The 24,175-nt window shown below is 69.0% G+C and carries 20 protein-coding genes and 4 pseudogenes; 15 read left to right on the forward strand and 9 right to left on the reverse strand.

Annotated elements, in window-relative coordinates:
- Positions 1-531 precede the first annotated feature (531 nt).
- Complete coding sequence (locus tag K1J60_RS39525; protein ID WP_220650413.1) at positions 532-852, forward strand: hypothetical protein; 321 nt, start codon at positions 532-534, stop codon at positions 850-852.
- Here K1J60_RS39525 and K1J60_RS47260 read toward each other — a convergent pair.
- Positions 816-963 (reverse strand): annotated as a pseudogene (locus K1J60_RS47260) (DUF4396 domain-containing protein); the annotation flags it as partial. The gene K1J60_RS39525 and the pseudogene K1J60_RS47260 overlap by 37 nt on opposite strands.
- 10 nt (positions 964-973) lie before the next feature.
- On the reverse strand, positions 974-1,588 hold the full coding sequence (locus K1J60_RS39530; protein WP_220650414.1) for a TetR/AcrR family transcriptional regulator: 615 nt from the start codon (positions 1,586-1,588) through the stop codon (positions 974-976).
- Between the two features lie 104 nt (positions 1,589-1,692).
- On the opposite strand from K1J60_RS39530, the gene K1J60_RS39535 reads away from it, so the two are divergent.
- The 4 genes and pseudogenes from K1J60_RS39535 to K1J60_RS39550 all read left to right on the forward strand — a co-directional run bounded on the left by K1J60_RS39535 (position 1,693) and on the right by K1J60_RS39550 (position 4,708).
- On the forward strand, positions 1,693-3,090 hold the full coding sequence (locus tag K1J60_RS39535) for an MFS transporter (protein ID WP_220650415.1): 1,398 nt from the start codon (positions 1,693-1,695) through the stop codon (positions 3,088-3,090).
- 79 nt (positions 3,091-3,169) lie between these two features.
- Positions 3,170-3,697, forward strand: coding sequence for an aspartate carbamoyltransferase (locus tag K1J60_RS39540; RefSeq protein ID WP_220650416.1), 528 nt, complete (start codon positions 3,170-3,172; stop codon positions 3,695-3,697).
- A gap of 24 nt (positions 3,698-3,721) precedes the next feature.
- Positions 3,722-4,171 (forward strand): annotated as a pseudogene (locus K1J60_RS39545) (GNAT family N-acetyltransferase); the annotation flags it as partial.
- Positions 4,172-4,468: 297 nt separating this feature from the next.
- Positions 4,469-4,708 (forward strand): hypothetical protein, encoded by a 240-nt coding sequence (locus K1J60_RS39550; protein WP_220650417.1) that lies wholly within the window; start codon positions 4,469-4,471, stop codon positions 4,706-4,708.
- A gap of 331 nt (positions 4,709-5,039) precedes the next feature.
- Here the strand turns inward: K1J60_RS39550 and K1J60_RS39555 are convergent, their stop codons facing one another.
- Complete coding sequence (locus K1J60_RS39555) at positions 5,040-6,506, reverse strand: non-reducing end alpha-L-arabinofuranosidase family hydrolase (RefSeq protein WP_220650418.1); 1,467 nt, start codon at positions 6,504-6,506, stop codon at positions 5,040-5,042.
- Between the two features lie 1,021 nt (positions 6,507-7,527).
- On the opposite strand from K1J60_RS39555, the gene K1J60_RS39560 reads away from it, so the two are divergent.
- From K1J60_RS39560 to K1J60_RS39570, 3 genes are all read left to right on the forward strand, one after another.
- Positions 7,528-8,955, forward strand: coding sequence for an endo-1,4-beta-xylanase (locus K1J60_RS39560; protein WP_220650419.1), 1,428 nt, complete (start codon positions 7,528-7,530; stop codon positions 8,953-8,955).
- A gap of 30 nt (positions 8,956-8,985) precedes the next feature.
- Positions 8,986-10,362: an RICIN domain-containing protein gene (locus K1J60_RS39565; protein ID WP_398683930.1), complete on the forward strand. Its 1,377-nt coding sequence runs from the start codon at positions 8,986-8,988 to the stop codon at positions 10,360-10,362.
- 203 nt (positions 10,363-10,565) lie between these two features.
- Entirely contained in the window at positions 10,566-11,054 is a 489-nt protein-coding gene (locus K1J60_RS39570) for a GNAT family N-acetyltransferase (protein WP_220650420.1), read from the forward strand.
- A 216-nt stretch (positions 11,055-11,270) separates the two neighbouring features.
- On the opposite strand, the gene K1J60_RS39575 is transcribed toward K1J60_RS39570, so the two are convergent.
- From K1J60_RS39575 to K1J60_RS39590, 4 genes and pseudogenes are all read right to left on the reverse strand, one after another.
- Positions 11,271-11,669: a hypothetical protein gene (locus K1J60_RS39575; protein ID WP_220647302.1), complete on the reverse strand. Its 399-nt coding sequence runs from the start codon at positions 11,667-11,669 to the stop codon at positions 11,271-11,273.
- A pseudogene (locus K1J60_RS39580) lies at positions 11,666-12,513 on the reverse strand (IS5 family transposase). Before K1J60_RS39580 ends, K1J60_RS39575 begins: the two are co-directional and overlap by 4 nt.
- A gap of 112 nt (positions 12,514-12,625) precedes the next feature.
- Positions 12,626-13,379 (reverse strand): annotated as a pseudogene (locus tag K1J60_RS39585) (IS5 family transposase).
- Positions 13,380-13,548: 169 nt separating this feature from the next.
- Complete coding sequence (locus K1J60_RS39590) at positions 13,549-14,511, reverse strand: LysR family transcriptional regulator (protein ID WP_220650421.1); 963 nt, start codon at positions 14,509-14,511, stop codon at positions 13,549-13,551.
- 126 nt (positions 14,512-14,637) lie between these two features.
- Between K1J60_RS39590 and K1J60_RS39595 the strand changes: the two genes are divergently transcribed.
- Positions 14,638-15,798 (forward strand): iron-containing alcohol dehydrogenase, encoded by a 1,161-nt coding sequence (locus K1J60_RS39595; RefSeq protein WP_220650422.1) that lies wholly within the window; start codon positions 14,638-14,640, stop codon positions 15,796-15,798.
- Between the two features lie 65 nt (positions 15,799-15,863).
- Complete coding sequence (locus K1J60_RS39600) at positions 15,864-16,847, forward strand: enoyl-CoA hydratase/isomerase family protein (protein ID WP_220650423.1); 984 nt, start codon at positions 15,864-15,866, stop codon at positions 16,845-16,847.
- Between the two features lie 234 nt (positions 16,848-17,081).
- On the opposite strand, the gene K1J60_RS39605 is transcribed toward K1J60_RS39600, so the two are convergent.
- A complete protein-coding gene (locus K1J60_RS39605) occupies positions 17,082-18,095 on the reverse strand; it encodes an NADP-dependent oxidoreductase (RefSeq protein WP_220650424.1) in 1,014 nt (337 codons plus the stop codon).
- Positions 18,096-18,704: 609 nt separating this feature from the next.
- Complete coding sequence (locus K1J60_RS39610; protein ID WP_220650425.1) at positions 18,705-19,283, reverse strand: TetR/AcrR family transcriptional regulator; 579 nt, start codon at positions 19,281-19,283, stop codon at positions 18,705-18,707.
- 274 nt (positions 19,284-19,557) lie between these two features.
- Between K1J60_RS39610 and K1J60_RS39615 the strand changes: the two genes are divergently transcribed.
- From K1J60_RS39615 to K1J60_RS39635, 5 genes are all read left to right on the forward strand, one after another.
- Positions 19,558-20,349 carry an SDR family NAD(P)-dependent oxidoreductase gene (locus K1J60_RS39615; protein WP_220650426.1) on the forward strand — a complete coding sequence of 264 codons (792 nt, stop codon included), beginning with the start codon at positions 19,558-19,560 and terminating at the stop codon, positions 20,347-20,349.
- Positions 20,350-20,669: 320 nt separating this feature from the next.
- The gene (locus K1J60_RS39620) at positions 20,670-21,731 is read left to right on the forward strand and encodes an alkene reductase (protein WP_220650427.1); all 1,062 of its coding nucleotides are present in this window, start codon (positions 20,670-20,672) and stop codon (positions 21,729-21,731) included.
- 187 nt (positions 21,732-21,918) lie between these two features.
- Positions 21,919-22,347 (forward strand): ester cyclase, encoded by a 429-nt coding sequence (locus K1J60_RS39625; protein WP_220650428.1) that lies wholly within the window; start codon positions 21,919-21,921, stop codon positions 22,345-22,347.
- Positions 22,348-23,040: 693 nt separating this feature from the next.
- Positions 23,041-23,169 (forward strand): hypothetical protein, encoded by a 129-nt coding sequence (locus K1J60_RS47265; RefSeq protein ID WP_398683933.1) that lies wholly within the window; start codon positions 23,041-23,043, stop codon positions 23,167-23,169.
- Between the two features lie 61 nt (positions 23,170-23,230).
- Positions 23,231-24,148 carry an alpha/beta hydrolase gene (locus tag K1J60_RS39635; protein ID WP_259408111.1) on the forward strand — a complete coding sequence of 306 codons (918 nt, stop codon included), beginning with the start codon at positions 23,231-23,233 and terminating at the stop codon, positions 24,146-24,148.
- Positions 24,149-24,175 lie beyond the last annotated feature (27 nt).

Raw genomic sequence — 24,175 nt, forward strand, 5'->3', positions numbered from 1 at the left:
CACCGCTCCGGACTGGCGGAGAGCCTGCGGCCGGCCCGAGATGGCGCCGTCTGCAACAGCCGTACGGAGGCTTCGCAGTCAGGGTCGATGTCCGTGCTGAACGCGCACGAGCGTCGGGGGGGCGGGTCGAAGGCCGGGGTGACCCACCCCCGGACAAGGAGGAGGCCCTTGAGCCGCACTTCGACGCCGCAGTCGCGTGAGACGGCGACGTCTGCGCAGCCGACGCGGATGCTTGTCCTGGCTGCGGCCGGATTCATGCTCTGCTTCTGGGTGTGGGCCCTGCCGGCGCTCCTCGGCCCGACGCGCTCCTCGGCCCGACTCTCCGGGAGACCTGGACCTTACGGACCTTACCCCCGCCCAGCGGTCTCTCGCGGTGGCGGTGCCGGTGATCGTCGGGTCTGTCGGCCGGATCTCCGTGGGCGCGCTCACCGAGCGCGTCGGGGCGCGGCGGATGTTCTCTTTGTCGCCGCCCTGACCGTTCTGCCGGTTCGGTACGTCGGTCACCTGGCCGACTCCCCGCCCGAAGGGCTGGTGGGCGGCTTCTCCCACGGGCTGGGTGGCACGGCCTTCACGGTCGGAGTGCCGTTCGTCAACGCCTGGTACCCGCCCGAGAGGCGTGGTCCGGCGCTGGGGATCTTCGGAATCGGCGCAGGCGGCACCGCTCTCTCGCCCTTCACCGCCGTGCAGTCGGCGGACACCGTCGGCTGCGCGTTCCCGTTCGACCTGGCCGCCGGCCTCCTTGCCGTATACGCGGTGTCGGCCCGCATCCTCCTGCGCGACAAGCCCGACCGCACCGTACCGACCGGCTCTCTGTTCCCCGCCCTGCGGAGGGCGAACAGGGTGAAGGAGTAGCCGAAGACGAACGCCCGGGTGATCGCCAAAACCATGGTGGGCCGCGTTGCCCCACAGCAGGGCGGAGCCGATGGCCATGCCGAGGATCTCGCCGATCGTGCATCCGGTCAGGCTGTCGGGGTTACGCCCCGCCGCCTGTCTCGGGTACCGGTGTGCCCGGGGGTGTGAAGGCGGCGAGCACCGTGGCGGTGATGTGGTCGGCGGCATGGTCGGGGGTGAGACGGCCGGCGCGGATCTCCTCTGCGGCGCTGTGCATGACCGTGTGCAGGACATTGACCATCCATGCGATCGGCAGGTCCGTACGGAAGAGCCCCTCGGCACGGCCACGGGCGACCAGCGCCTCGACCCGGGCGGCGGGCCCGGCATGCAGTTCGAGGATGCGCCCGGGGGACAGTTCCCGCTGCGCGGCGGCGAGCAGCGCCCGCGCCTGGTCCACCAGGTGCCAGCCGGCCTCGATGTACCGGGCCAGGGCGAGCCTCGGGTCACCGGTCATGTCCACCGTGTCCAGGACCTCGTTGCCCCGGTCGAGGGCGCGGCTCATCGCCGCGTCGACGACCTCCGCCCGGGAGGAGAAGTGCGCGTACAGCGTCACTCGGCCCACGCCCGCGGCACGCGCGATCTCGCTCAGGCTCGCCTCCGGGTTCTGTCCGAGGCATTCGGCCGCGGCCTGCACGATCGCCTCGATGCTGCGCAGCGCGTCGGCGCGCTTGGTGGCCGTGGAGTTCTTGCTGTCCATGCACCCACAGTACCCCAGTAAGTCGTACAGCTCTGTTTGGCTTACGCCTCCGGGGCGTATAACGTGAACAGCCTTGTACGACTTAATGCTGAGGGGTGAGCGTCATGAGCGACACGGAAACCACCACCACACGCGCACCGGATGCGCCGCATCCGCTGCGCTGGCCGGCCCTGGGGCTGCTGGGGCTGGCCCAGTTGATGCTGATCCTCGACATCACCGTGGTCGCGATCGCGCTCCCGGACATGGGCGTGGAGCTGAACCTGGGCCGCGCGGCGCTCACCTGGGTGGTCAGCGGATACGCGCTCACGTTCGGGAGTCTGATGCTGCTCGGCGGCCGGGCCGCGGACCTGTTCGGTCCCAAGCGGGTCGTCCTGGCCGGGCTCGCCGTCTTCACCGTCGCGTCGCTGGCCGCCGGACTGGCCACCGGCGCTCCGGTGCTGCTTGCCGCACGGATCGCCCAGGGGGCGGGTGCCGCGCTGCTCTCGCCCGCCGCGCTGTCCGTGGTGGTGCGGCTGTTCGACGGTGAGGAGCGCAACCGCGCGCTGGGCATCTGGTCGGCGCTCGGCGGCGGGGGCGCCGCCCTCGGTGTGCTGCTGGGCGGGCTGATCACGGCGGGTCCGGGCTGGGCCTGGGTCTTCTTCGTCAACGTACCCGTGGGCCTGGCCGTCCTCGTCGCACTCGCCCGGATCCTGCCGAGCCTGCCGCGCGCGGCCACCGGCTCCCTCGACATACCCGGCGCCGTCCTGGTCGCCGCCGCGACCGGCGCGCTCATCTATGCCCTGATCCGTGCCGGTGACCACGGCTGGCTGGACATCGTCAGCGTGGCCCTGGTCCTCGCTGCGGCAGCCGCCTACGGGGTGTTCGCCCTCTGGCAGCGCCAGGCGGCGGCACCACTGATGGATCTGCGTCTGCTGGCCCGACGCCCGGTGGTGGCGGGCACCTTCGTGATCGCTGTCACCACGGCGCTGATGGTGGGGGCCTTCTTCCTCGGCTCCTTCTACCTCCAGAACCACCAGGGCCACGGTGCCCTGATGACCGGCGTGCTGTTCCTGCCGGTGGCGCTCCTGACCATGGTCGCCGCCGCGGCCGCCGGCCGCGTGATCGGCCGTCTGGGAGCACGGCTGCTGGCGGTGTTCTCCCTGGCTGTCGCGGCCGCCGGGTTCCTCGTTCCGGTGCTCTGGCCCGGGACGGCCGCGATGGTCACCGGCGTGAGCGTGGCCGCGGCGGGACTGGGCGGCCTGTTCGTGGTCGCCTCCGCCACCGCACTCGCCACCGTCGCTCCCCACGAGGCCGGGGTGACATCGGGCATCGTCAGCACCTTCCACGAGTTCGGCGCCTCGGCCGGCGCCGCGGCCGTCTCCAGCGCCGCCGCCACGAGCATCGCCACCCACGCCGGTGCCCGGGCCGGCTCCGGCTTCGACGACGCGTTCCTCGTCGCCACCGGCATGGCCGCAGTCTCCGCCGTCATCGTCTGGTGGCTGATCCCCGCCAAGCAGCAGTAAGCCCAGGCCACACGCCGGATCCCACTCACAACGAAGCGGGCCCGCCACCCGCCCTCGACGTGCTCACGGAAGGCACACGATGAACATCTCAAAGCGCCGGATGCTGACGGCCGGCATCACCACAGCCTGCATCGGCGCGACCCTGGGCGCAGCCCTGTGGATCGGCGGCCCCCGGCAGGACGGCAGCGAGGGGCAGACCAGCCGGCAGGAAGCGGTCGCCGCACGCGGCCGGACCGTGATGCCCTTCGACATCGAAGAGACCACCCACCACTTCACCCCGACCGGCACGGGCGCCGTCCAGGACGTCGTCGCCGACCAGCCCGACGACGAGAAACAGATCGCTCTCATCCGCACCCACCTGAAGCAGGAAGCCAAGGCATTCGGGCAGGGCGACTTCGGCGACCCCGCCCAGATCCACGGCGACAACATGCCGGGACTGGCCACACTTCAGGAGGGCTACGAGCGCATCGAAGTCCGCTACAAGGACCGGACCGACGGAGCCACCCTGACGTACACCACCGACGAGCCCGCCTTGGTCGCCGCCCTGCACGACTGGTTCGAAGCCCAGCTCAGCGACCACGGCGACCACGCCGAAACCGGCCACTGACCCACCAGCCGAGCACCACGGCAGATGGCCACCGCAACGACGCAAGAATCGGAAGTGCACAGCTTGAACGACCCGTACGAGTTGAGCGTCGGGGTGCCCTCCGTCGAGGTCTTCCGGCGCCTGCGCACCGACGCCGGGCTCTCCGACAAGGACCCCGAAGCGATCGCGCTCGCCCTGCCCAACACCTGGCACGGGGTGGTCCTGCACCACGAAGGAGAGCCCATCGGCATGGGCCGCATCATCGGGGACGGCGGCACCGCCTTCCAGATCGTCGACATGTGTGTCCACCCCGCCCACCAAGGCCGCGGCCTCGGCCGGCGCATCATGGCCGCGCTCACCGAGGAACTGGAACGCCGGGCGCCCGCTACCGCCTACGTCTCACTGATCGCCGACGGCCCGGCCCGCTTCCTCTACGCAAAGTTCGGCTTCGCCGACACCGCCACCCACGACTCGATCGGCATGTACCGCGTCATCAGCAAACCCCCTGCGGCCAGCCGACCATCGGCGCAGCTCCAGGGCCCTTCCGAGTCGGGAATTCTGTTCAGGAGACGGGCAGTTCGCCGGTGGCGGTTCCGTTGTGGCCGGTGGTGAGGGTGCAGCGGGCAGGTCCCCACGGACGCTTCGATGACGGCAAGCGGCGGCAGGGCCACCAGCAGTCGGCCCGGCATGCCGCTGTCCATGGTGTACAGGCCGTTGAGCAAGAAGGCTCCTCGGTCGTCGTGGGCGACATCACCATGGATGCGGCGCAGGCGACGGCCAAGCGGGTGGCCGATGCCGGGCGTTCCGTACTCGCCGTCGAGTTCGACCTGGCCGACGAACGCTCGATCCAGGCCCTGGTCAGCCAGGCCGTCAGCGAACTCGGCCGGAATCGGCGGAATCGACGGGCTCTGCAACGTCGGTGCCGACCTGTCCGGGGACACCATGGGCCGCGACACCGACCTGCTGGGCATGGACCCGGCGGTCTTGCGGCGCAACCACGACGTGAACCTGCTCGGATATGCCCTCACCTGACGGGAGGTTTGTAGCCCAGCGGCAGGTGCAACTCCGCGCGGTTCATGGGCCGTCCCGAGCGCGCATGTGCGTCGAGAGGATGTTCACCCACATCACCGCAGCCTGGCTCGTCCGCCGCAGCACACCAGGCGATCCGGTGCGCCTGGACCGTTCGCATGCGCCACCGGCGACGGCACCGCGTTACGGCCTGGCCCCGGGCTGGTGAGCGTTGCCCGAGCCCGCGCTCCGTCGCCGTATGAGCGCCGACGCGGTCGTGTGACCCTGGCGGGCTCGGCCTTCCGCCGAGCCCGCCACGCCGGCTCCCTACCGGAGCCGGACTCGTGTCACGCCGTCAGCGCTGCAGTGTCAGCAGACCCGGACGGTAGGGCAGGAGGCCGTAGTCGCCGCCGGAGTTGGGGTTGCGCCCCTGGTAGAGCAACTGCAGATTGCAGGGATCGACGGTCATGGTCTGATCGGCGCTGGTGCGGATCAGTTCGCCATGGCTGATGTCGTTGGTCCAGGTGGCGCCACTGTTGGCCTTGCCGGCGAAGGGATTGCTCTCGGTCGCGGCCTGAGGTGTCCAGGAGCCGTTGAGACTGGTGGCCGTGAACGAGCGGAAGTAGCGGCCCTGCGAGCCGATCGCCTCGACGATCATGAGGTAGCGGTTCTGGCCCTGCAGCTTGTAGACCTGCGGGGCTTCGAACAGGTTGTTCCTCGTATCGCTCATGACCACTGTCGAGGTCGCGCCGAAGCTGCCAGGGAAGTTCCCGATCGGCATACTGGCCCGGTAGATCTTGCCGTTGTCACCGGCGAAGAACAGATACATGTTCGTCCCGTCGCCGATGAGCGTCTGGTCGATGGGACCTGTTCCGGAGTCGGTGATGCTTCCGGAGAAGAGCACCTGCTGGGACGACCAGCCGTTCGGGTTGGTGGGGTCGCTCGACGTCCGGTAGGAGAAGGCGGTTCCGCCCCACTGGTAGGCGAGCACCCAGATGCTCTTCGGTGCGAAGTAGAAGAGCGTGGGCGCCACGGTGGAAGCTGACATCGTGTTCTGGCCGGCCGAGGCCATCTCCGACCAGTGGGTGAACAGGCTGAAGTTCATCGAACCCCAACTCGTCCCCGTGTCGTGCGTCGTCGCATAGACGAGTTGCCTGCCGTTGTAGGGGACGACGGTGAAGTCCTTGAGCGAGACCCACCCCGGCTTGGGCTGCGCCAGCGCGCCCGTTGACGTCCAGCGGTAGGTCGACGGAAGATCGCACGGGCCGGGGGTGCCGCCGCCGACCTTGACGAGTTGCCACTGCTGGTTGGTGCCGCCCCAGTCGTCGTACTGGACGGTGTTCGCGTTGTCGGCGGTGGAGGCGCCTTGTATTTCGAGGGCCTTGCCGCTGTGGCGCGAGATGAGCCTTACGTAGCCGTCCGAGCTGTCGGCCAGCCGCCACTGCTGGTTGGTGCCGTTCAGGTCGGTCCACTGGACGATCGAGCCGCCGTTCGCGGTGGACCAGTTGTGGACGTCCAGCACCTTGCCCGAGTGGCGGGACTTGATGCGGTAGTAGCCGCCCCCGGAATCGACGAACTGCCACTGCTGCTGGTTCTGATCGTTCCTGGTCCACTGGGTGATGCGGGCGCCGTCGTCGGTCGCCATGTTGTAGACGTCCAGGGCCTTGCCGCTGTTGCGGTTGACCAGCACATACGAGGCGCTGGGGTCTACGGTCGCCGCTTCGGCGGGCTGGGCGCCGAGGAAGGTCGCCACGAGCAACAGGGGAGCGAGGACGGCGAGTAAGCGTCTTGGACGGACCGGGGACGGGGGGCGAAACCACATCGGAGGGCCTCCTTTGGGGGGCGGGTTGTGAGGTGACCTCGATGAACTGCGGAGCGGACGTACCGGGGGACAGGGCAATCTCGAATGTTTCGAAGAATTCCCGGATGCTTCGACGCCACAAGCTAGGAATGTGGGGCCCTCCGGTCAAGGCCTGTCTCCGATCTGTCCACAAACAGCGCTTCCCGCGGAGCGCCACGCGGTCGTCCCGACCGGACTCCCTCCGGAGTTCACGGATACGACTCGTCGGCCCAAGGCCACCGCACTGAGAAGAAAAGTCGAGTAAGCGGCATCCGCGTCCGCGTCGCAGGCCCCGGGGGCCGTGCCTCACGGAATCCGCCGTAGGCGGCGCCGGGACTCGCCTCCCGGCTCTCTCCGGGGATTTCAGAAAGTTTCGGGCAGAGAACCGAAACTTCTCCTGTGGCGGGGATTGACGATCCATCGTCCATGCCCCAATCTCCCTGTCTGAGAAGCCGGTCCTGGTTCGATATACCGAACCGCTCCGAACCGCTCCGGCCGAGCCGCACGGCAGATCCACGCACGGCAGACCAGCGCGCGCAGATCAGCGCACGCAGATCAGCGCACGGCTGGTGCACGAAGATCCGCGCAAAGATCCGCGCACCGAAGCCCCTGCGTCACCCCGTTTCGTTCCGGTGAGGTCCGCACCAGCGCATCCTGGCTCTTCGCGTTCTTCGCACAGTCGAAGAGGCACGCGACGCCGGGTGGCGGCCCCCCGGCTGAGCCGCGAGGGAGTACCCCCATGCCTGTACCGAAACACCGGCGCCCCCGCCCGCCGTACGTCGCCGGAGGGCCGACGTGATGCCGTCCATGCCGGTGGAGATCGTCCCTGTCCCCTGACGGCGGCGTCCGGTGATTCCGTGCTGTCGGCGGCCCGTGCGCGCGGACGGTCAGGCACGGACTCCCACCCGAATGCCGGCCCGCCCCGTCCGTCCGTCGAGTGACGGCGGACGACGCGTTTCCCCGCGCTTCAGTCCTTCGTGATGTCTGCATTGGAGGCACAGCCATGGGCTCGTATGCCCGTCCCGGCCCCGTTATCGGCCGGAAGATCCGCGGCCTGCTGTCGGCGCTGGTCATCGGCGTCCTCGGTACGGCCGCCGCACTGGTCGCGCCGCCGACCGCACACGCCGCCGAGAACACGCTCGGTGCCGCGGCGGCGCAGAGCGGCCGCTACTTCGGCACCGCCATCGCCTCGGGCAGGCTGGGTGACTCGGCCTACACGACGATCGCGGACCGTGAGTTCAACTCGGTGACGGCCGAGAACGAGATGAAGATCGACGCCACCGAACCCCAGCGTGGCCAGTTCAACTTCACCGCCGGTGACCGCGTCTACAACTGGGCGGTGCAGAACGGCAAACAGGTACGCGGCCACACCCTGGCCTGGCACTCCCAGCAGCCCGGCTGGATGCAGAGCCTCAGCGGCAGCACGCTGCGCCAGGCGATGATCGGTCACATCAACGGCGTGATGGCCCACTACAAAGGCAAGATCGCCCAGTGGGACGTCGTGAACGAGGCCTTCGCGGACGGCAGTTCGGGAGCCCGGCGCGACTCCAACCTGCAACGCACCGGCAACGACTGGATCGAGGTCGCCTTCCGCACCGCGCGCGCCGCCGACCCGGCCGCCAAGCTCTGCTACAACGACTACAACGTCGAGAACTGGACCTGGGCCAAGACCCAGGCCATGTACGCCATGGTCCGGGACTTCAAGCAGCGCGGCGTGCCGATCGACTGCGTCGGCTTCCAGGCGCACTTCAACAGCGGAAGCCCCTACAACAGCAACTTCCGCACCACCCTGCAGAACTTCGCGGCCCTCGGCGTCGACGTGGCCATCACCGAACTCGACATCCAGGGCGCCTCGGCCACGACCTACGCCAACGTGACCAACGACTGTCTGGCTGTCCCGCGCTGCCTCGGCATCACCGTCTGGGGCGTGCGCGACACCGACTCCTGGCGACCGGAGCACACGCCGCTGCTGTTCAACGGCAACGGCAGCAAGAAGCCCGCCTACACCGCCGTCCTCAACGCACTCAACGGCGGCTCCCCCACGCCCCCCTCGGACTCCGGGCCGATCAAGGGCGTCGGTTCGGGCCGCTGCCTGGACGTGCCCGGCACCAGCACCACCGACGGCACCCAGCTCCACCTGTGGGACTGCCACAACGGCACCAACCAGCAGTGGACGTACACCGCTGCCGGTGAGCTCAGGGTCTACGGCAACAAGTGCCTGGACGCCGCCGGCACGGGCAACGGCACCAAGGTCCAGATCTACAGCTGCTGGGGAGGCGACAACCAGAAATGGCGCCTCAACTCCGACGGATCCATCGTCGGCGTCCAGTCCGGCCTCTGCCTCGACGTCGCGGGCGGCACCGCCAACGGCAGCCTGATCCAGCTCTACTCCTGCTCGAACGGCAGCAACCAACGCTGGACGCGCACCTGATGGGCCTGCCCCGGACGAAAGGGTGAATCGATGAAGACCTGCGGTGCGGCTTCCCCCGCCCCTCCACGGAGACATCGCTGGTGGTCCCGCCTCGCCGCCCTGGTGGCGGCGACCCTCGCGATCGGCATGCTCGCCGTGGTGAATCCGGCGCCCGCCGAGGCGGCGACGGTGGACACCCAAGCCTGGTATGTCCTGGTCAATCGCAACAGCGGCAAGGCGCTGGACGTCTCCGGCGCGTCCACTGCCGACGGCGCGCGGGCCGGCCAGTGGACGCGCAACGACGGAGCCAACCAGCAGTGGCAGTTCGTGAACTCCGGCGACGGCTTCTACCGCCTCAAGGCCCGGCATTCGGAGAAGGTTCTCGACGTGGCCGGGGCCTCGAGCGCAGACGGTGCCGCGATCCAGCAGTGGGCCGACCACAACGGGGCCAACCAGCAGTTCCGCCTGGCCGACTCGGACGCGGGCCACGTCCGGCTGATCAACCGCACCAGCGGCAAGGCGGTGGAGGTGCAGGGCGCCTCCACCGCCGACGGCGGCAACGTCGTCCAGTACACCGACTGGGGCGGCGCCAACCAGCAGTGGCAGATGATCAAGCTGTCGTCCGGTGGCGGTGGCGGTGGCGGATGCGGCAGCGCCCCGACTCTGGCAAGTGGTACGCACACGATTCAGAGCGGCGGTAAGAGCCGCAGCTTCATCCTCAGGGTTCCCGCCAACTACGACAACAGCCGTCCCTACCGGCTGATCTTCGCGTTCCACTGGCGGGGCGGAACCGCCGGCGACGTCGCCTCGGGCGGCACGAGCGGGAACGCCTGGTCCTACTACGGCCAACAGGAACAGTCGAACAACAGCGCGATCCTTGTCGCCCCCCAGGGCCTCGGCAACGGCTGGGCCAATGCGGGCGGTGAGGACATCACCTTCGTCGACGACATGATCCGGCTCGTCGAGGGCGGCCTCTGTGTCAACCCGGCACAGCGTTTCGCCACGGGATTCAGCTGGGGCGGCGGTATGAGCCACGCACTCGCATGCAGCCGGGCGAACGTCTTCAGGGCCGTCGCGGTCATATCCGGCGCTCAGATCAGCGGATGCAGCGGCGGCACCCAGCCCATCGCCTACTTCGGAATCCACGGCGTCAGCGACTCCGTCCTCAGCATCGCGCAAGGACGGTCCCTGCGCGACAGATTCGTCAGCAACAACGGCTGCATCCCCCAGAGCCCGCGCGAACCCGCGCAGGGCAGCCGAACGCACATCACCACCACCTACGCGGGCTGCCGTGCCGGATACCCGGTCCAATGGGCCGCGTTCGACGGAGTCCACATACCCGGTCCGGTCGACGGCTCCTCCGGCGAAAGCGGCGTCACCACCTGGACCAAAGCAGAGATCTGGAGGTTCTTCGTACAGTTCCAGTGACACGCCCGCACCACGGAGTGGAGCCGGGGTGATCCTGGCTCCACTCCGTGAGAGGCCGAAGCCGCACCGAAGCGCTTCGGCGCGGCTTCGGCGTGAGATCGGGTGCGCTCCGCACGCGTGGTTCCCGGGAGCGGTGCAGGAACGCCAGCCTGAGCAGCCGACCCGCCGCACGAAGGCATTCGCCGGTGCGAAATACTCTCCCGATGAGCTCACGCACTTCCCCGATCAGCCAGGCGATCACGATACGGAGGGCCGTCGCGCGGGACGCCAAACGGCTCACGCGGCTCGTGCGTGGCTCAAGCGCCTACGAGGGTAGGTACGCAGCCGCAGTCGCGGGCTACCGGGTCGGTCCTGATTACATCGAGGCCCACCGCGCCTTTGTGGCCGTTGGTGCTGACGAGCCCGGAGGCCGGGTCCTCGGGTTCTACTCGCTCGTCCTCGCGCCACCGGAGCTCGACCTGCTGTTCGTCGCCGACGAAGCGCAAGGGCGGGGTATTGGACGGCAACTCGTGGCGCACATGCAGTCCGAGGCCCGAGCCGCCGGGCTCGACCGTCTCAAGGTCGTGTCGCATCTTCCCGCCGAGGACTTCTACCACCGTGTGGGTGCGGTGCGGACCGGGACCGTGCTTGCGAACCCGCCCGCCGTGCCGTGGGACCGTCCCGAATTCGAGTTCCGCATTTCTTCGGAATGACGCGGTGTGCCGGTTGGCGGGGCACCGGCTTCGCCCGCATCGGTGACATGGTGGCCGGCACGCAGGAGCCGCTGGACGCCGCGCGCTCCGTGTGTACAGCGGCTCCCTCGCCTCAGGCACCCGCATGGCCATCGACATCGCTTAGTGGGCGGTTCGTAAGGTGATGTCTGTTTCTTGCTGAGGTGGGAGCAAGGACGCTGGTGGAGGTTCTGCCGGCTATTGCGTCCTGGCGAAGTTGCCGGTGTCGGCCTCGGTGAGGATCCCGAGTTTGACCAGGCGTTTCAGCTTGGCGCGGGTGCCTTCGACGTTCTTCGGTTGCAGTTCGTGGCCGAGGGCTTCGCAGACGTCCTTGGCCCGTAGCGGCCCGGTCGTGTGGTTGAAGGCGGCGAGGATGCGGGGGTAGTCCGGGTGCTCGGGCAGGTCCGGCGCGACGGTTGGGAGCCGGTCGGCGAGGCCGGTGACGGTCTTGCGGGTGATCGTGAGGTGTTCCAGGTGCGTCTCGGCCTCCCGCCACCGGGTCTGCAGGTCGTCGATCTGTGCGCGGAGGTCGTCGGCCAGGGCGCGGGCGGCGTCTTCCTGGAGGTCCAGGGCATCGAGCAGGGGCCGGATGTTCACGCTGCCACCGCCTGTGCCGTGCGCCAGGTGGGGGCGTTCGCGCCGGTGAGGCGTCGGGTCATGACGTGGGTCATCGCCCAGTAGACGCGGGAGGCGGAGGAGGAGGGCGGTGCTCGTAGTCGCGGACCAGGCGCCGGTGCAGTATCAGGATCCCGTAGGTCTGCTCGACCCTCCACCGCTTCGGCTGCGGCACGAACCCCTTGTCCTGCGGGTTGCGTGCGACGATCTCGACGTCGATCCCCAGGCCGGCGCCGTGCAGGACGACCTGGTTCTTGAAGCCCTGGTCGACCAGGGCTTTGCGGACGGTTCCGCCGGCGTGCTGGGCGACCTGGTCCAGCAGGATGATGCCCGCGGTGTTGTCGTGGGTGTTCGCGGCGAGGACGACGACAGCGATGACCAGGCCGAGGACGTCCACGGCCAGGCCGCGTTTGCGGCCCGGCACCCGCTTGGCCGGATCGTGGCCGCTCGTGGCGGCGGGGACCCCGGCGGCCACATGGACACTCTGGGTGTCCAGGACCACCAGGGTCGGGTCCTCTAATCGCCGGGCGCGCTCCCGGACCTGGCAGCGCAGCAGTTCATGGATGACCTGGTCGGTCCCGTCGTCCCGCCACGCGGCGAAGTAGTAGTACGTCGCGCTCTTCTGCGGCAGGTCGTGCGGGAGATAGGCCCACTGGCAACCGGTCCGCCCCTGGTAGAGGATCGCGTTCACGATCTCCCGCATGTCGTAGGCGCCCTGGTGGCCGCTGACAGAGCGGTGCCGGTCCTTCCACGCGGTGATCACCGGCTCGATCAACGACCACTGCTCGTCCGATAAGTCACTCGGATACGGCTTGCGTTCACTCACCCGATCACATCAACAGATCAATAGCCGCGGACCGGCGGGTTCCGCCCCGCCACCACACCATCAGGCGACACCAGATCAACCCAAAAGCTCACGAACCGCCCACTTAGAGGTCCTAACAAAGGCGTTGGACATGTCGGTGGGTGATGAGACAGGTGGCGAGGCCGAGGAAGGCTTCATGGATGTCGTCGCGTCGTTCCCAGCGGATGCGCAGGCGGCGGAAGCCGTGGAGCCAGGAGATGGTGCGCTCGACGACCCAGCGGAAGATGCCCAGGCCGGAGCCGTGTGGCTGGCCTCGTTCGGCGATCGCGGGCCGGATGCCGCGTTTCCACAGCAGTCGCCGGTACTTGTCATGGTCGTAGCCGCGGTCCGCGAAGAGCATGTCCGGCCGTCTCCGCGGCCGCCCGACCGTGGCGGCCACGGGTGGAATCTTGTCCAGCAGCGGGATCAGCTGAGTGACGTCATTGCGATTGCCGCCGGTCAGCGACACCGCGAGCGGGATGCCCTGCCCGTCGACAAGGACGTGGTGCTTGCTGCCCGGCCGTGCGCGGTCGACCGGGCTGGGACCGCTTTTGGGCCCCGCCGGGCCGCCCGCACGTGGCCATGTGCAGCTTCACCCACACACCGGCCTCGTTCCAGGCAGCCAGGCGCCGCCAGCAGGTCATGCCCGAGCCGAAGCCCAGCTCCTGGGGCAGGTACTCCCACTGGATGCCCGTGTGCAGCACGAACAGGATCCCGCACAGGGCTTGTCGGTCCGGCACCCGCGGCCGGCCCGCCACCAGCTTCGGCCCCGGCTCGGGCAGTAACGGCTCTATGAGCGACCACAGTTCGTCCGACACGATCCACGGCCGCGACTGACGTTTCCCCACGACCAGACCAACGACCACCCAAGTCGAAAGTCACTTGTTCAACAACTTCTGTTAGGGCCTCTCAGGCTGCGGGGCCACCCCCGCAGCACGCTCATGAGGGGGCGGAGGAGGAAGACGTCGCCTCCCGCGCCGACGACGACAACACCAGACCCCCGCCAGTCCCAAGCGATCAATCCGGAAGTAGTTCATCGGCCCGTTCGGCGACCTCATGCCGTAGAGCAGCCCACAGGGCGCGCACGGCAGGGTGCGTCACGGCCTCACGGCGGACGGCCAGAGTGATGGGGAGCCGGATGTCGATCTCGTCGGGGAGCACTCGGCGCAGTTGCGTCCGCTGGGTCAGAAAGGCCGGTAGGACGCCGATGCCGGCTCCCTGCTGGGTGGCTTCGAGTTGGGCGAAGACGTTTGTCGAGGAGAAGGCGGGGGTGATGCCGGGAAGGTGGCGCTCGATGTCGAGGTCGCTGACCTGCAGCATGGACTCGATGTAGAAGATGAGCGGGTGTTCGCGCAGCTCGGCCGCCGTCTCCGGTCGGCCGTACTTGGTCAAGTAGTCGTCGCAGGCGTAGAGCCCCAGCGTGTAGTCGGTGAGGTGCTCGGTCACCAGGCGGCTGCTGGAGGGAACGCCGATGACTACAGCGAGATCGAAACCGGACGGGCGCAGGGCGAGCTGCCGTGTCGCGGTAACGAGTTCGACCTGGAGGCGGGGGTGCCGCCGGCGTACCCGTACGAGGGCGGGTGTGGCGAAGGCGGTGCCGAAGCCGTCGGGCGCGCTGACGCGCACCGTTCCGTGCAGGGACGGCGAGTCCTGACCCGCCACGGTGTCGGCGACGCGGTCGACGGCCTCCTCGATCGCGCGGGCGTTCTCCGAGACCGCTCTCCCGATGTCTGTCAGCGTCCATCCCTCCGGGCCGCGCTCGATGAGGCGCAGGCCGATGCTCTTCTCCAGTGCGGCGATGCGGCGTGACACGGTGGTGTGATCCACGCCGAGCGCGTCGGCGGCTGTCACCAGGCGTCCGGTACGGGACAGCGCGAGCAGATAGCGCAGATCGTCCGCACGCAGTCTGCGCGGATCGACGGAGCGATGGGAGCCGGCCGGCTGCGGGACAGGGTTCTCGTCCGGGAAAGGGGGGCGCACGCCCCGACCGTATCTGCACTTGCGCACAGTGGGTGTGCGCCATTGGTGGTTGTTCGCACATGCTGCGGGCCGCACAGTCGGGGCAGTGGGCGCGACATGCTCGCCGTTCTTGCCGAAAGGGCCGCCATGGTTGCCAGCCTTTCCCTCCCGCGGATCCTGCGCGTCGGCGGCGGCGCTGTCGGCGAACTGGGTGACGTCGTCGCAGGGTTGGGCCTGCGCCGCCCCTTGCTGGTGACGGACGCGTTCCTTGCCGGGACCGGTGCGGCGGAACGCCTGATGTCGGTGTTGAGGGACGTCGGACTACGGCCGTGCCTGTTCGCCGGTACCGTCCCGGATCCGACTACCGACTCGCTCGAGGTGGGCCTGGCCGTGCTGCGGGATCACGGGGCGGACTCGGTGATCGGGTTCGGCGGTGGCAGCCCGATGGACACCGCCAAGGCCCTCGGCATGCTGGGCGTCCAGGGCGGCCGGATGCGGGACTACAAGGCCCCGCACACCAGCCTCGGTCCGGCGCTTCCGGTGATCGCGGTCCCGACCACCGCGGGCAGCGGCTCGGAGGCCACCCAGTTCACCATCATCACCGACAGCGCCACGGACGAGAAGATGCTCTGCCCGGGGCCGGTCTTCCTGCCGGTCGCCGCCGTCGTCGACTTCGAACTCACCCTGTCGATGCCGGCCCGGCTGACCGCGGACACCGGTGTCGACGCGCTCACTCATGCCGTCGAGGCGTACGTGAGCCGCAGGGCCAACCCGTTCTCCGACGGCCTCGCCCTGACCGCGATCCGGACCATCGGCCACCACCTCCGTCGCGTCTACGCCGACGGGGGAGACCTCGTGGCACGCGAGGCGATGATGCTCGCCGCGACGCAGGCCGGCATCGCCTTCTCCAACTCCAGCGTGGCGCTCGTGCACGGCATGAGCCGTCCGATCGGCGCTCACTTCCACGTTGCCCACGGTCTGTCGAACGCGATGCTCTTCCCCGCGGTGACCGCTTTTTCCGTGCCCGCCGCCGAGAGCCGGTACGGCGACTGCGCCCGTGCACTCGGAGCCGCCACCGACGGCGACAGTGACTCCCTGGCCGTCGAGAGGTTCGTGGAGGCGCTCCGAGCCCTGTGCAAGGATCTTGAGGTGCCCACACCTCAAGCCCACGGCATCGACAAGGACGAGTGGTTCCGCCTGTCGCCCCTCATGGCAGAGCAGGCGCTCGCGTCCGGATCCCCGGCCAACAACCCCGTCGTACCCACCGTGAACGAGATCCAGGATCTCTACGCCCAGATCTACGCCTGACCGCCGGTGAGTGAGGAACGTGATGGCCACGACAGCAGGTCCGCACGGATGGCGAGGCGACGACCGTGACTGATACCGCAGGGGTCGAGATTCTCGCCGATGTCCATCGGGGCGTCGGCCGCATCCTGCTGAACCGGCCCAAGGCACTCAACGCCCTGACGACAGGCATGGTCGCCGCCATCGACCGTGTGCTCGCCGCGTGGGGGGACACACCTCTGTCCGCTGTGCTGATCGCCAGTACCAGCCCGAAGGCGTTCTGTGCCGGTGGAGACATCCGTACGATCCGCGAGTACAGCCTCGCCGGGGATACCGAGGCCAGTGAGCGGTTCTTCGCCTCCGAGTACCGGCTCAACGCCCGGATCGCCGAGTATCCCGTGCCGGTTGTGTCGCTCATCGACGGCCTGTGCATGGGCGGCGGTCTCGGTCTGTCCGTCCACGGCAGCTTCCGCGTCGTCAGCGAGCGCGCGGTGCTGGCGATGCCCGAGACCGGGATCGGGTTCTTCCCGGACATCGGGGCCAGCTACTTTCTGCCGAGGCTGCCCGGCGCGATCGGCATGTACCTGGCACTGACCGGGCACCGGCTCGACGCGGCCGACGCCCTGTACACGGGGCTGGCCACGCACTTCGTCCCCGCGGACGGGCTCGACGCGGTAGGGGAGGCCCTGGCCGGCAACCCCGGCGACCCGGTGGACGTGGTCCTGAATCGCCTGGCCAGCCGCTCCCCGGTGGCGGGCAGCGGGCTGGCGAAGGCACGCGGGGACGTGGACTGGGCGTTCGGCGCGCCGACCCTCGGCGAGATCGACAAACGCCTGCGGGACCTCGACACGCCCTGGGCGGCAGCCGCGCTGGCCGCCCTGGAGTCCGCCTCACCGCAGAGCCTGGAGATCACTCACGCCTTGCTGGCCCGGGGCAGGCAGCACACCTTGCGTGAGTGCCTCGCCGCCGAACTCTCCCTCACCCGCACGACCATCCGCACGCCGGACTTCCTGGAGGGTGTCCGTGCGGCCCTGGTCGACAAGGACCGCACCCCCAACTGGCGACGTGCGTAGCTCGGCGGACGGACGCTGCTGTCCTGAGCATGTCCGCCCACGCATGCGGGGCGGTCCGTGGAGCTGTGTGGCGCGTGCTGCGCGAGCCGATGGCGTGCGAGCCGTATGGCACAGGAGGCACCGAGACGGCTACAGCGGCGGCCCTTCGTGACCGTGGTCGCCACTGGATCGGCCGACGGCGACGTCTCCCCTCCGGTGACCGTGCCGGACGGAGGGGTTGCGGCCGGACTGCTCTCAGCCGTTGTCGGGCACCATTGAGACCACGACCTTGCCGGCCTTGGTGCGACCCTGCTCGACGTGCGCCATCGCATCGAGCGTCTGGTCGAACGGGAAGGTGCTGTCGATGACCGGGCGGAGCTTTCCGCTGTCGTAGAGGGCACCGATTTTCCGCAACTGGGAGCCGTTGGCCTGCATGAAGAAGAACTGGTAGCGCACGCCCAGCGCCCTGGCCCGCTTCCGCACCTTGCGGCTGAGAGTGTTCATGACCAGGCCCAGGAAGGAGGGGGCACCGAGTTGCTTGGCGAAGCCGGCGTCCGGCGGGCCGACGACGCTGATAGCCAGGCCGCCGGGCTTCAGTACGGTCAGCGACTTCTCGAGATTCGCTCCGCCCACGGAGTCCAGCACGAGGTCGTAGCCGGACAGCACCTTCGAGAAGTCCTCCTTGGTGAAGTCGACGACGACGTCGGCGCCGAGGCTCCTGACCAACTTCTCGGTGTCGGTGTCCGTGGTCGTCGCCACCGTGGCGCCGAGGTGCTTGGCGAGCTGGATCACCGTCGAGCCGAGGCCACCGGCACCGGCGTGGATGAGCACCTTCTGCCCCGGCTTCACATGGGCCTTGTCGATGAGAAGCTGCCAGGCGGCCAGGGCCACCAGCGGCACCGCGGCTGCCTCGTGGAGGGTGAGGGAGGCCGGCTTGGGCGCGACGTCGTCCACGTCGATCGCGATGAACTCCGCGAAGGCTCCGATCCGCAGATCGCGCGGACGAGCGTAGACCTCGTCGCCGACCTTGAGTCCGTGTACGGCGGAACCGACCCGCGTCACGACCCCTGCCACGTCGTGGCCGAGCACGAACGGACGCCTGTACTTCAGAAGCTGCTTGAATTCCCCGTTGCGGACCAGTTTGTCCAGCGGGTTGATGCTGGCGGCGCTCACTTTGACCAGCACGTCGCGGGCCCCGACCGTGGGCTCTGGTACTTCGGCGGCGCGCACGCCGTCCTTGCCGTACTTCTCGACGACGAATGCCTTCATGCCGGCCGCCTTTCCGTGTGGGTGTTCCGGTGGTTGATGGGATTCTTCGCGCAGGTGACCCCGGCGCTCGTCGTTCGTGTGCGGCCGGGTTGATGTGCTGGTCATGACGCTACTAGCTGAGTATATAAAAGTAAACGCAGGAGAGGGGGGATCTCCCCTCATGGATGCGTGGATCGCGGCCCTACGGGGCGCTGGCGTGGGCCCCGGTCCCTGCCGGACACGGGTCGGGTGCGGCTCGTCCCGGTGGTGATGGGGCTCCTGCGGTGGGGCGATCGTCATGGCGCCGACCCGGAAGGTCCTGCCCTATGGGTGCGACATCGCGGATGCGGCGCGTATGTCGACGCGCGGATCCGCTGCGAGGGGCCACGTCGTGCAGGCGGAAGGCATCGTGCGTCCCCGGCCCCGCGTTTCGCATGTGGCCCATGGGCTGAATGTGATTGCGCCAGGTGTTCGTGGTGGCTTGTTCAGCCGGTGGGTTCAGACCGTCGGGGCGGCCGCTCCGCCTGCCGCGGGCGTCGTGGTCGTGGGCTGGTGGGCGGGGAGCGGTCCAGGAAGCGCAGGGCGCTCAGGTCCGCCCCCCGTGGCGTGGGTGTAGTCGGACGGCCCGTCTCAGGATTCCGGTTTGGGGCCCTGTGGTGCGGTCAGCGCTTTGTGGGTCGATTCCAGGATCTTCTCCGACAGTTCCGTGCCCGCCGTGGCCCGGGCGAGCAGGATCGCGCCGACCAGAGTGGCCACCATGGGGAGGCCGTCGTTGCCGTCGGCACTCATCCATGCGGCGAATTCCTGGACTCCGCCCGCGTACGTCTCGCGCACCTCCCTGGCTGTGGGCTCGCGAGCCATGTCCCCGGCGAATCCGGCGGTGGGGCAACCGGTTCCGGGCTGGTCACGGTGCTCGGCCGACAGGTAGAAGTCGACGAGGGCGGCGCGCGCGGTTTCGCGGTCGCCGTGGTCCGTGTCGAACCCCGCCAGGAGTACGTCCAGGTCCCCGAAAGCGGCTTGAGCCGCCTCGGTCACCAGCGCTTCCTTGGACGGGAACTGCTTGTAGAAGCCACCCGTGGTCAGCCCGATGGACTTCATCAGATCGGCGACGCTGATGCCGTTCACGCCGCGTTCCCGGAACAGCTTGGAGGCCGCGGCGACCGCGCGCCTGCGGTTCTCGAGCGCTTGTGCCTGCGAAACCCGACTCATCACTCACCCGCCCACGTTAGATAGTTAAGTGCATCTATCGTACGCGAAGTGCCGGGCGGCCGGTCGCGACGCCCTCCTGCCGTGCCGCTGCTTCCTGCCACCGGAAGGCGTGGAGCCTGGGGATTCGCTCAGTCTCCGGTCGCGGGTGGGGCGGGGTGGTGGTGGGCGGGATCGCGGCCGTTGACCGGATCGCTTTAGATAGCTATCGTAATCTAAAGCCAGGTCGGCACTCCGGCCCCTCTCCTCATCCCGCCAGCCAGAAATGAGATCCCCCATGACTACGCAGAACAAGACCGCTGTCGTCACCGGCGCGTCCGCCGGCCTGGGTGCCGCTTACGCGCAGCGGCTTGCCGACCGGGGTTACGACCTGGTCCTGGTGGCCCGCAACGCTGCGCGGCTGGAGACGCTGGCGGCGGACATCCGCGGCCGAACGGGCCGTGCGGTGGACATCGTCGCCGCGGATCTCACCGATGCGGCGCAGATCTCGGTGGTCGAGGAGCGTCTGCGGACCGACGAGAGCGTCGAGATACTGGTCAACAACGCCGGTGGGGGGCTGTTCACGCCGCTGGCGGTCTCCGACGCGGCGGCTTCCGAGGCGCTGATCAACCTCAACGTGACCTCGCTGACCAGGCTGACCACCGCGGTCCTGCCGGGCCTGACGGCCCGCGGGCGGGGCACGGTGGTGAACGTCTCCTCCGCGCTGGCTCTCAACATCCTGCCCGTGAGCGCCGTCTACAGCGGTACGAAGAGCTATGTGCTGACGTTCTCCCAGGCTCTGCAGCAGGAACTCGCCGAGAGCCCGGTCGTGGTGCAGGCTGTGCTGCCGGGTGCTGTCCGCACGGAGTTCTGGGACGGTTCCGGTGCCGATCTCGGGGCGTTCCCGGATGAGTGGATCATGAGTGCTGACGATGTCGTCGACGCGGCGCTCGCCGGCCTCGACGCGGGGGAACTGGTCACCATTCCGTCACTGCCCCAGATCAGCGACTGGGAGTCGTTCGAGAAGGCGCGTCAGACACTCGTCCCGAACCTGTCGCTGAAGGCCCCGGCCGACCGCTACCGCGGCTGACCACCACTCCGACCCCCCGTACGGGAGGCCCTTCGCGGCAACGGCGCGGCCGCCGCCGCACACGACCGATGGGGCCTCCGGCGCGAGAGGGGGACCGAGACGCCCGGCGGCCTCCCTCTCGCATGAACAGCCGGATCCAGCACCGCGACGGCGGTGGTCATGCGCGCGGCAAGCCCGTCCGCACCGTCCACTGCCCCTCCGCGCGGTTCGCCTTCCACGGGGAAGGTCAGCGGGCCCATCCGACCGGTCACCGCCTACGCGCCACCTGCGGGGCAGCACTCCGCCCCGCAGCTCTCTCACCCTTACTAAAAGGAACATCCATGTCGAACGCACTGTGGAACCCGATCATCGCCGGGGAGATCTCCCTGCCGCACCGACTGGCGATGGCCCCCATGACACGGGACCGGTCCACCCCTGAAGGCATACCCACCGAGCTGAACGCCGAGTACTACGCCCAGCGCGCCTCGCACGCCCTCATCATCACCGAGGGCACCCAGCCCAACGCCGACGGCCAGGGCTACCTGCTCACCCCCGGCATCCACAATGACGAGCAGATCGCCGGGTGGCGCAAGGTCACCGACGCCGTACACAAGGCCGACGGACGCATCGTCATCCAGCTCATGCACGCCGGACGGATGTCCCACCCGGACAACACCCCCCACCACCGGCAGCCGGTCGCCCCCTCCCCGGTCCAGCCGGCGGGCGACATGTTCACCCTGTCCGGCCCGCAGGAGATGCCGGTACCGCGCGAACTGTCCACCGAGGAGGTCGCCGCGACGGTCGAGGACTTCCGGCGCGCCGCCGCGGCCGCCATCGAGGCCGGTGCCGACGGCGTCGAGATCCACGGCGCCAACGGCTACCTGGTGCACCAGTTCCTCGCCGGCAACACCAACCAGCGCACCGACCGCTACGGCGGCTCCATCGACAACCGCATCCGCTTCGCGGTGGAGGTCGCCACCGCCGTGGCCGAGGAGATCGGCGCCGGCCGCACCGGTTTCCGGATCTCTCCCGGCAACCCGTTCAACGACATCGCGGAGAGCGACACCCACGAGCTGTACCCGGCACTGGTGCGCGCCCTCGCCCCGCTCGACCTCGCCTACCTGCACATCGGCCACGGCGGCGACGACGAACTCCTGCACACCCTCCGCAAGCTGTGGCCGACGACCTTGGTCCTCAACCGGGCCGGCACCGACATCGCCACCCGCGCGAAGGACGTCGAAAACGGCCTCGCCGATGTCGTCACTGTCGGCGTGATGGCCCTCGCCAACCCCGACCTGGTCGAGCGTGTACGAACCGGCGCGCCGCTCAACACCCCCGACCCCGCCACCTTCTACGGCGGCGGCGAGGCCGGCTACACCGATTACCCCACTTTGTCCGCCTGATGAACCCGGCCCACACCGCCTGACAAACCCCGGCCGTACCCGGTCCTGGTGGGCCGGTATGGACAGATGGCCCGCCGACAGAAGCATGGCCACAAGTCAATGTGGGCCGTTCTCCTGCCTGTTCGAACCGATTCCACAGTCCGTCACCCGGGCGGAGCCGCTCCGTCCATCCCTATCGGAGAATCCCATGTCTTCCTCGAACGTCGAAACCCAGGCGTCCACCGCCGACCTGCACCAGATCGCGGACGAGTACGTCAGGCGCGTCAACCTGCGTGACCTCGACGCCCTGTTCGCCCTGTACACGCCGGACTTCCGCTCCCACGCCGCCGACGGAACCACCACCGGCCTCGCGGAGACCCGCGCGGTGCTGGCGTCGTTCCTCGACGCGGTCCCCGACTTCGCTGCTACGCCGGTCCGTGTCGTCGCCGAGGACGACTGGTTCGCGATCAGCTTCATCCTCACCGGCACGAACACCGGGCCCTTCAACGGCACTCCCGCCACCGGCCGATCGATCCAGGTGCTGGAGATGCGCATGTTCAAGGTGGTCGACGGGAAGCTCGCCGAGCACTGGGGCCTCATCGACCTGGCGACGCTCTTCGCCCAGTTGCAGTCTTGAGAAGGTCTAGCTGAGTCGCTGCCCGTTCCCCCCATTCGCCAGGGGGGGGACGGGCCGGCCGCAGCGTCGCCGGGCGCCCACGGCCGCGGCCGGGTGAAGAAGCCCTGCTCGTCTCGACCGGGATTCCGCAGCCGGTCAGCCGCTTGAGTCAGTCGGGTGTTGTTGATGTCGCTGGGCGTGCTCTCCATGTCCATCGCCTCGCACATCTACCGCGCCGCAGCGGCGCGCGTCGGCTGCGGCAGTCCAGCGCCGTGATCTGCTGGTAGGCCGGTTGGTCCGGCTGCTGTACCGGGGTCGGCGGCGCGAGCGGCTGCGGATCGACAGCTCCACTGGCCCGAGCCCGTCGTGCTCCCACGACTGGCTCGGCCGGGTGAAGGTCGCCGGCCTCGGACCGCTGGGCGAAGAGGCCCGCGTAGGTGCGTTCCAGCAGGTCTTGCCCGATGGGCGCCTGATCCTTGGCAACGACCTCGCGTGGATCGTCATCGGCGCAGGGACGGCAGCTCGCGGCTCCAGCGCGGACACGGGTCTACGCCGGGCTCGGCAAGGACCCCATAGGCGCATTCGCCGAGCGCACGCTGTCGCTGTAGGTGACCTGACCCGCATCTCCCGCGCGCCCTCGCGCCTCTCGACCTCGCGTACCTGCACTTCGGACACGGCGGGGACGGTCTGACCGATGTCGTCACCGTGGGTTCGATGGCCCTCGCCAACCCCGACCTGGTCGGGCGGGTGCGCACCGGCGCCGCGCTGAACACCCCCGACCCCGCCACCTTCTACGGCGGCGGCGCGGTCGGCTACACCGACTACCCCGTCCTCACCGCCTGACAAACCCCGGCGATACCGGCTCTGGCGCCGGTATCCCCCAACGGCCCCATGGAGGTGCCTCGTGTCTGAGCACACTGCTGTTGAACTGAGCCCGGAAGCGACCGAGTTCGCGGAGTTCTTCGCCGGACTGGCGGTTCCCGAGTCCGAGTTGGATGCGATGCGCATCGTGTCGGAGGGCGTCCATGTCACGGCCAGGGAGCCGGAAGGTGTCACCTATCGGGAGGTGGACGCAGGCGGCGTTCTGGGAATCTGGTGCGAACCCGTCGACGCCAACACCGACTACGTCCTCCTGCACGGCCACGCCGGCGGCTCCGTTCTGTCGTCGGCGTTCGTCGACCGTAAGCTCGCCGGCCATATTGCCAAGGCGGCAGGAGCCCCCGTCCTGGTCCTGGACTTTCGGCGAGCACCGGAACACAAGTACCCGGCCCAGGTGGACGACGCGGAGGCGGCCTTCAACTGGCTGATCTCCGAAGGGTACGAGCCGGCGAACATCATCACGATCGGCCACTCGATCGGCGGGTTCATCGCTGTCGCCCTGGCGCTTCGTCTCCGCGACAAGAAGCAGCTCCTGCCCGGCGCCATCGTCTCGATTTCCCCTTGGTGCGACCTCGAGATCGCCAACGAGACCATGGTGACCAACGCCGAGACGGACAAGATACTCAGCAAGGAACTGCTGACCTTCTTCCGAGAGGCCTGGATCGGCGGCACGGGCATCGAGTTCACGGACACCAGGATCAACCTGAACCGGGCGGACCTGAGCGGACTGCCCCCGACCCTTGTCTCCTGGGGATCGTACGAGGTCCTGGCCGGCGAGGACGAGGAGTTCGCCGCCCGGGTCAAGGACGCCGGAATCGACACGGCGACCGTGGTGGTGCCGGGAGGCCAGCACTCCTACGTCTATGGCGCCGGCCGGGTTCCGGAGGTCGACGCCGCTATAGCGCAGATCGGCGCGTGGGTCCGGGAGAAGACGAAGATCTGACCGGGTGCGACCAGCTGGTGCGCCACA

Origin of the sequence: Streptomyces akebiae (assembly GCF_019599145.1) — a bacterium.
Lineage (GTDB): Bacteria > Actinomycetota > Actinomycetes > Streptomycetales > Streptomycetaceae > Streptomyces > Streptomyces akebiae.

What these genes read in the sequence shown, in the direction of transcription:
- K1J60_RS39530 (WP_220650414.1), bottom strand. Translation starts at nt 1,588, where the DNA reads ATGGACAGCAAGAACTCCACGGCCACCAAGCGCGCCGACGCGCTGCGC.
- K1J60_RS39535 (WP_220650415.1), top strand. Translation starts at nt 1,693, where the DNA reads ATGAGCGACACGGAAACCACCACCACACGCGCACCGGATGCGCCGCAT.
- K1J60_RS39540 (WP_220650416.1), top strand. Translation starts at nt 3,170, where the DNA reads ATGAACATCTCAAAGCGCCGGATGCTGACGGCCGGCATCACCACAGCC.
- K1J60_RS39550 (WP_220650417.1), top strand. Translation starts at nt 4,469, where the DNA reads ATGCCGGGCGTTCCGTACTCGCCGTCGAGTTCGACCTGGCCGACGAAC.
- K1J60_RS39555 (WP_220650418.1), bottom strand. Translation starts at nt 6,506, where the DNA reads ATGTGGTTTCGCCCCCCGTCCCCGGTCCGTCCAAGACGCTTACTCGCC.
- K1J60_RS39560 (WP_220650419.1), top strand. Translation starts at nt 7,528, where the DNA reads ATGGGCTCGTATGCCCGTCCCGGCCCCGTTATCGGCCGGAAGATCCGC.
- K1J60_RS39565 (WP_398683930.1), top strand. Translation starts at nt 8,986, where the DNA reads ATGAAGACCTGCGGTGCGGCTTCCCCCGCCCCTCCACGGAGACATCGC.
- K1J60_RS39570 (WP_220650420.1), top strand. Translation starts at nt 10,566, where the DNA reads ATGAGCTCACGCACTTCCCCGATCAGCCAGGCGATCACGATACGGAGG.
- K1J60_RS39595 (WP_220650422.1), top strand. Translation starts at nt 14,638, where the DNA reads ATGGTTGCCAGCCTTTCCCTCCCGCGGATCCTGCGCGTCGGCGGCGGC.
- K1J60_RS39605 (WP_220650424.1), bottom strand. Translation starts at nt 18,095, where the DNA reads ATGAAGGCATTCGTCGTCGAGAAGTACGGCAAGGACGGCGTGCGCGCC.
- K1J60_RS39610 (WP_220650425.1), bottom strand. Translation starts at nt 19,283, where the DNA reads ATGAGTCGGGTTTCGCAGGCACAAGCGCTCGAGAACCGCAGGCGCGCG.
- K1J60_RS39615 (WP_220650426.1), top strand. Translation starts at nt 19,558, where the DNA reads ATGACTACGCAGAACAAGACCGCTGTCGTCACCGGCGCGTCCGCCGGC.
- K1J60_RS39620 (WP_220650427.1), top strand. Translation starts at nt 20,670, where the DNA reads ATGTCGAACGCACTGTGGAACCCGATCATCGCCGGGGAGATCTCCCTG.
- K1J60_RS39625 (WP_220650428.1), top strand. Translation starts at nt 21,919, where the DNA reads ATGTCTTCCTCGAACGTCGAAACCCAGGCGTCCACCGCCGACCTGCAC.
- K1J60_RS47265 (WP_398683933.1), top strand. Translation starts at nt 23,041, where the DNA reads ATGGCCCTCGCCAACCCCGACCTGGTCGGGCGGGTGCGCACCGGCGCC.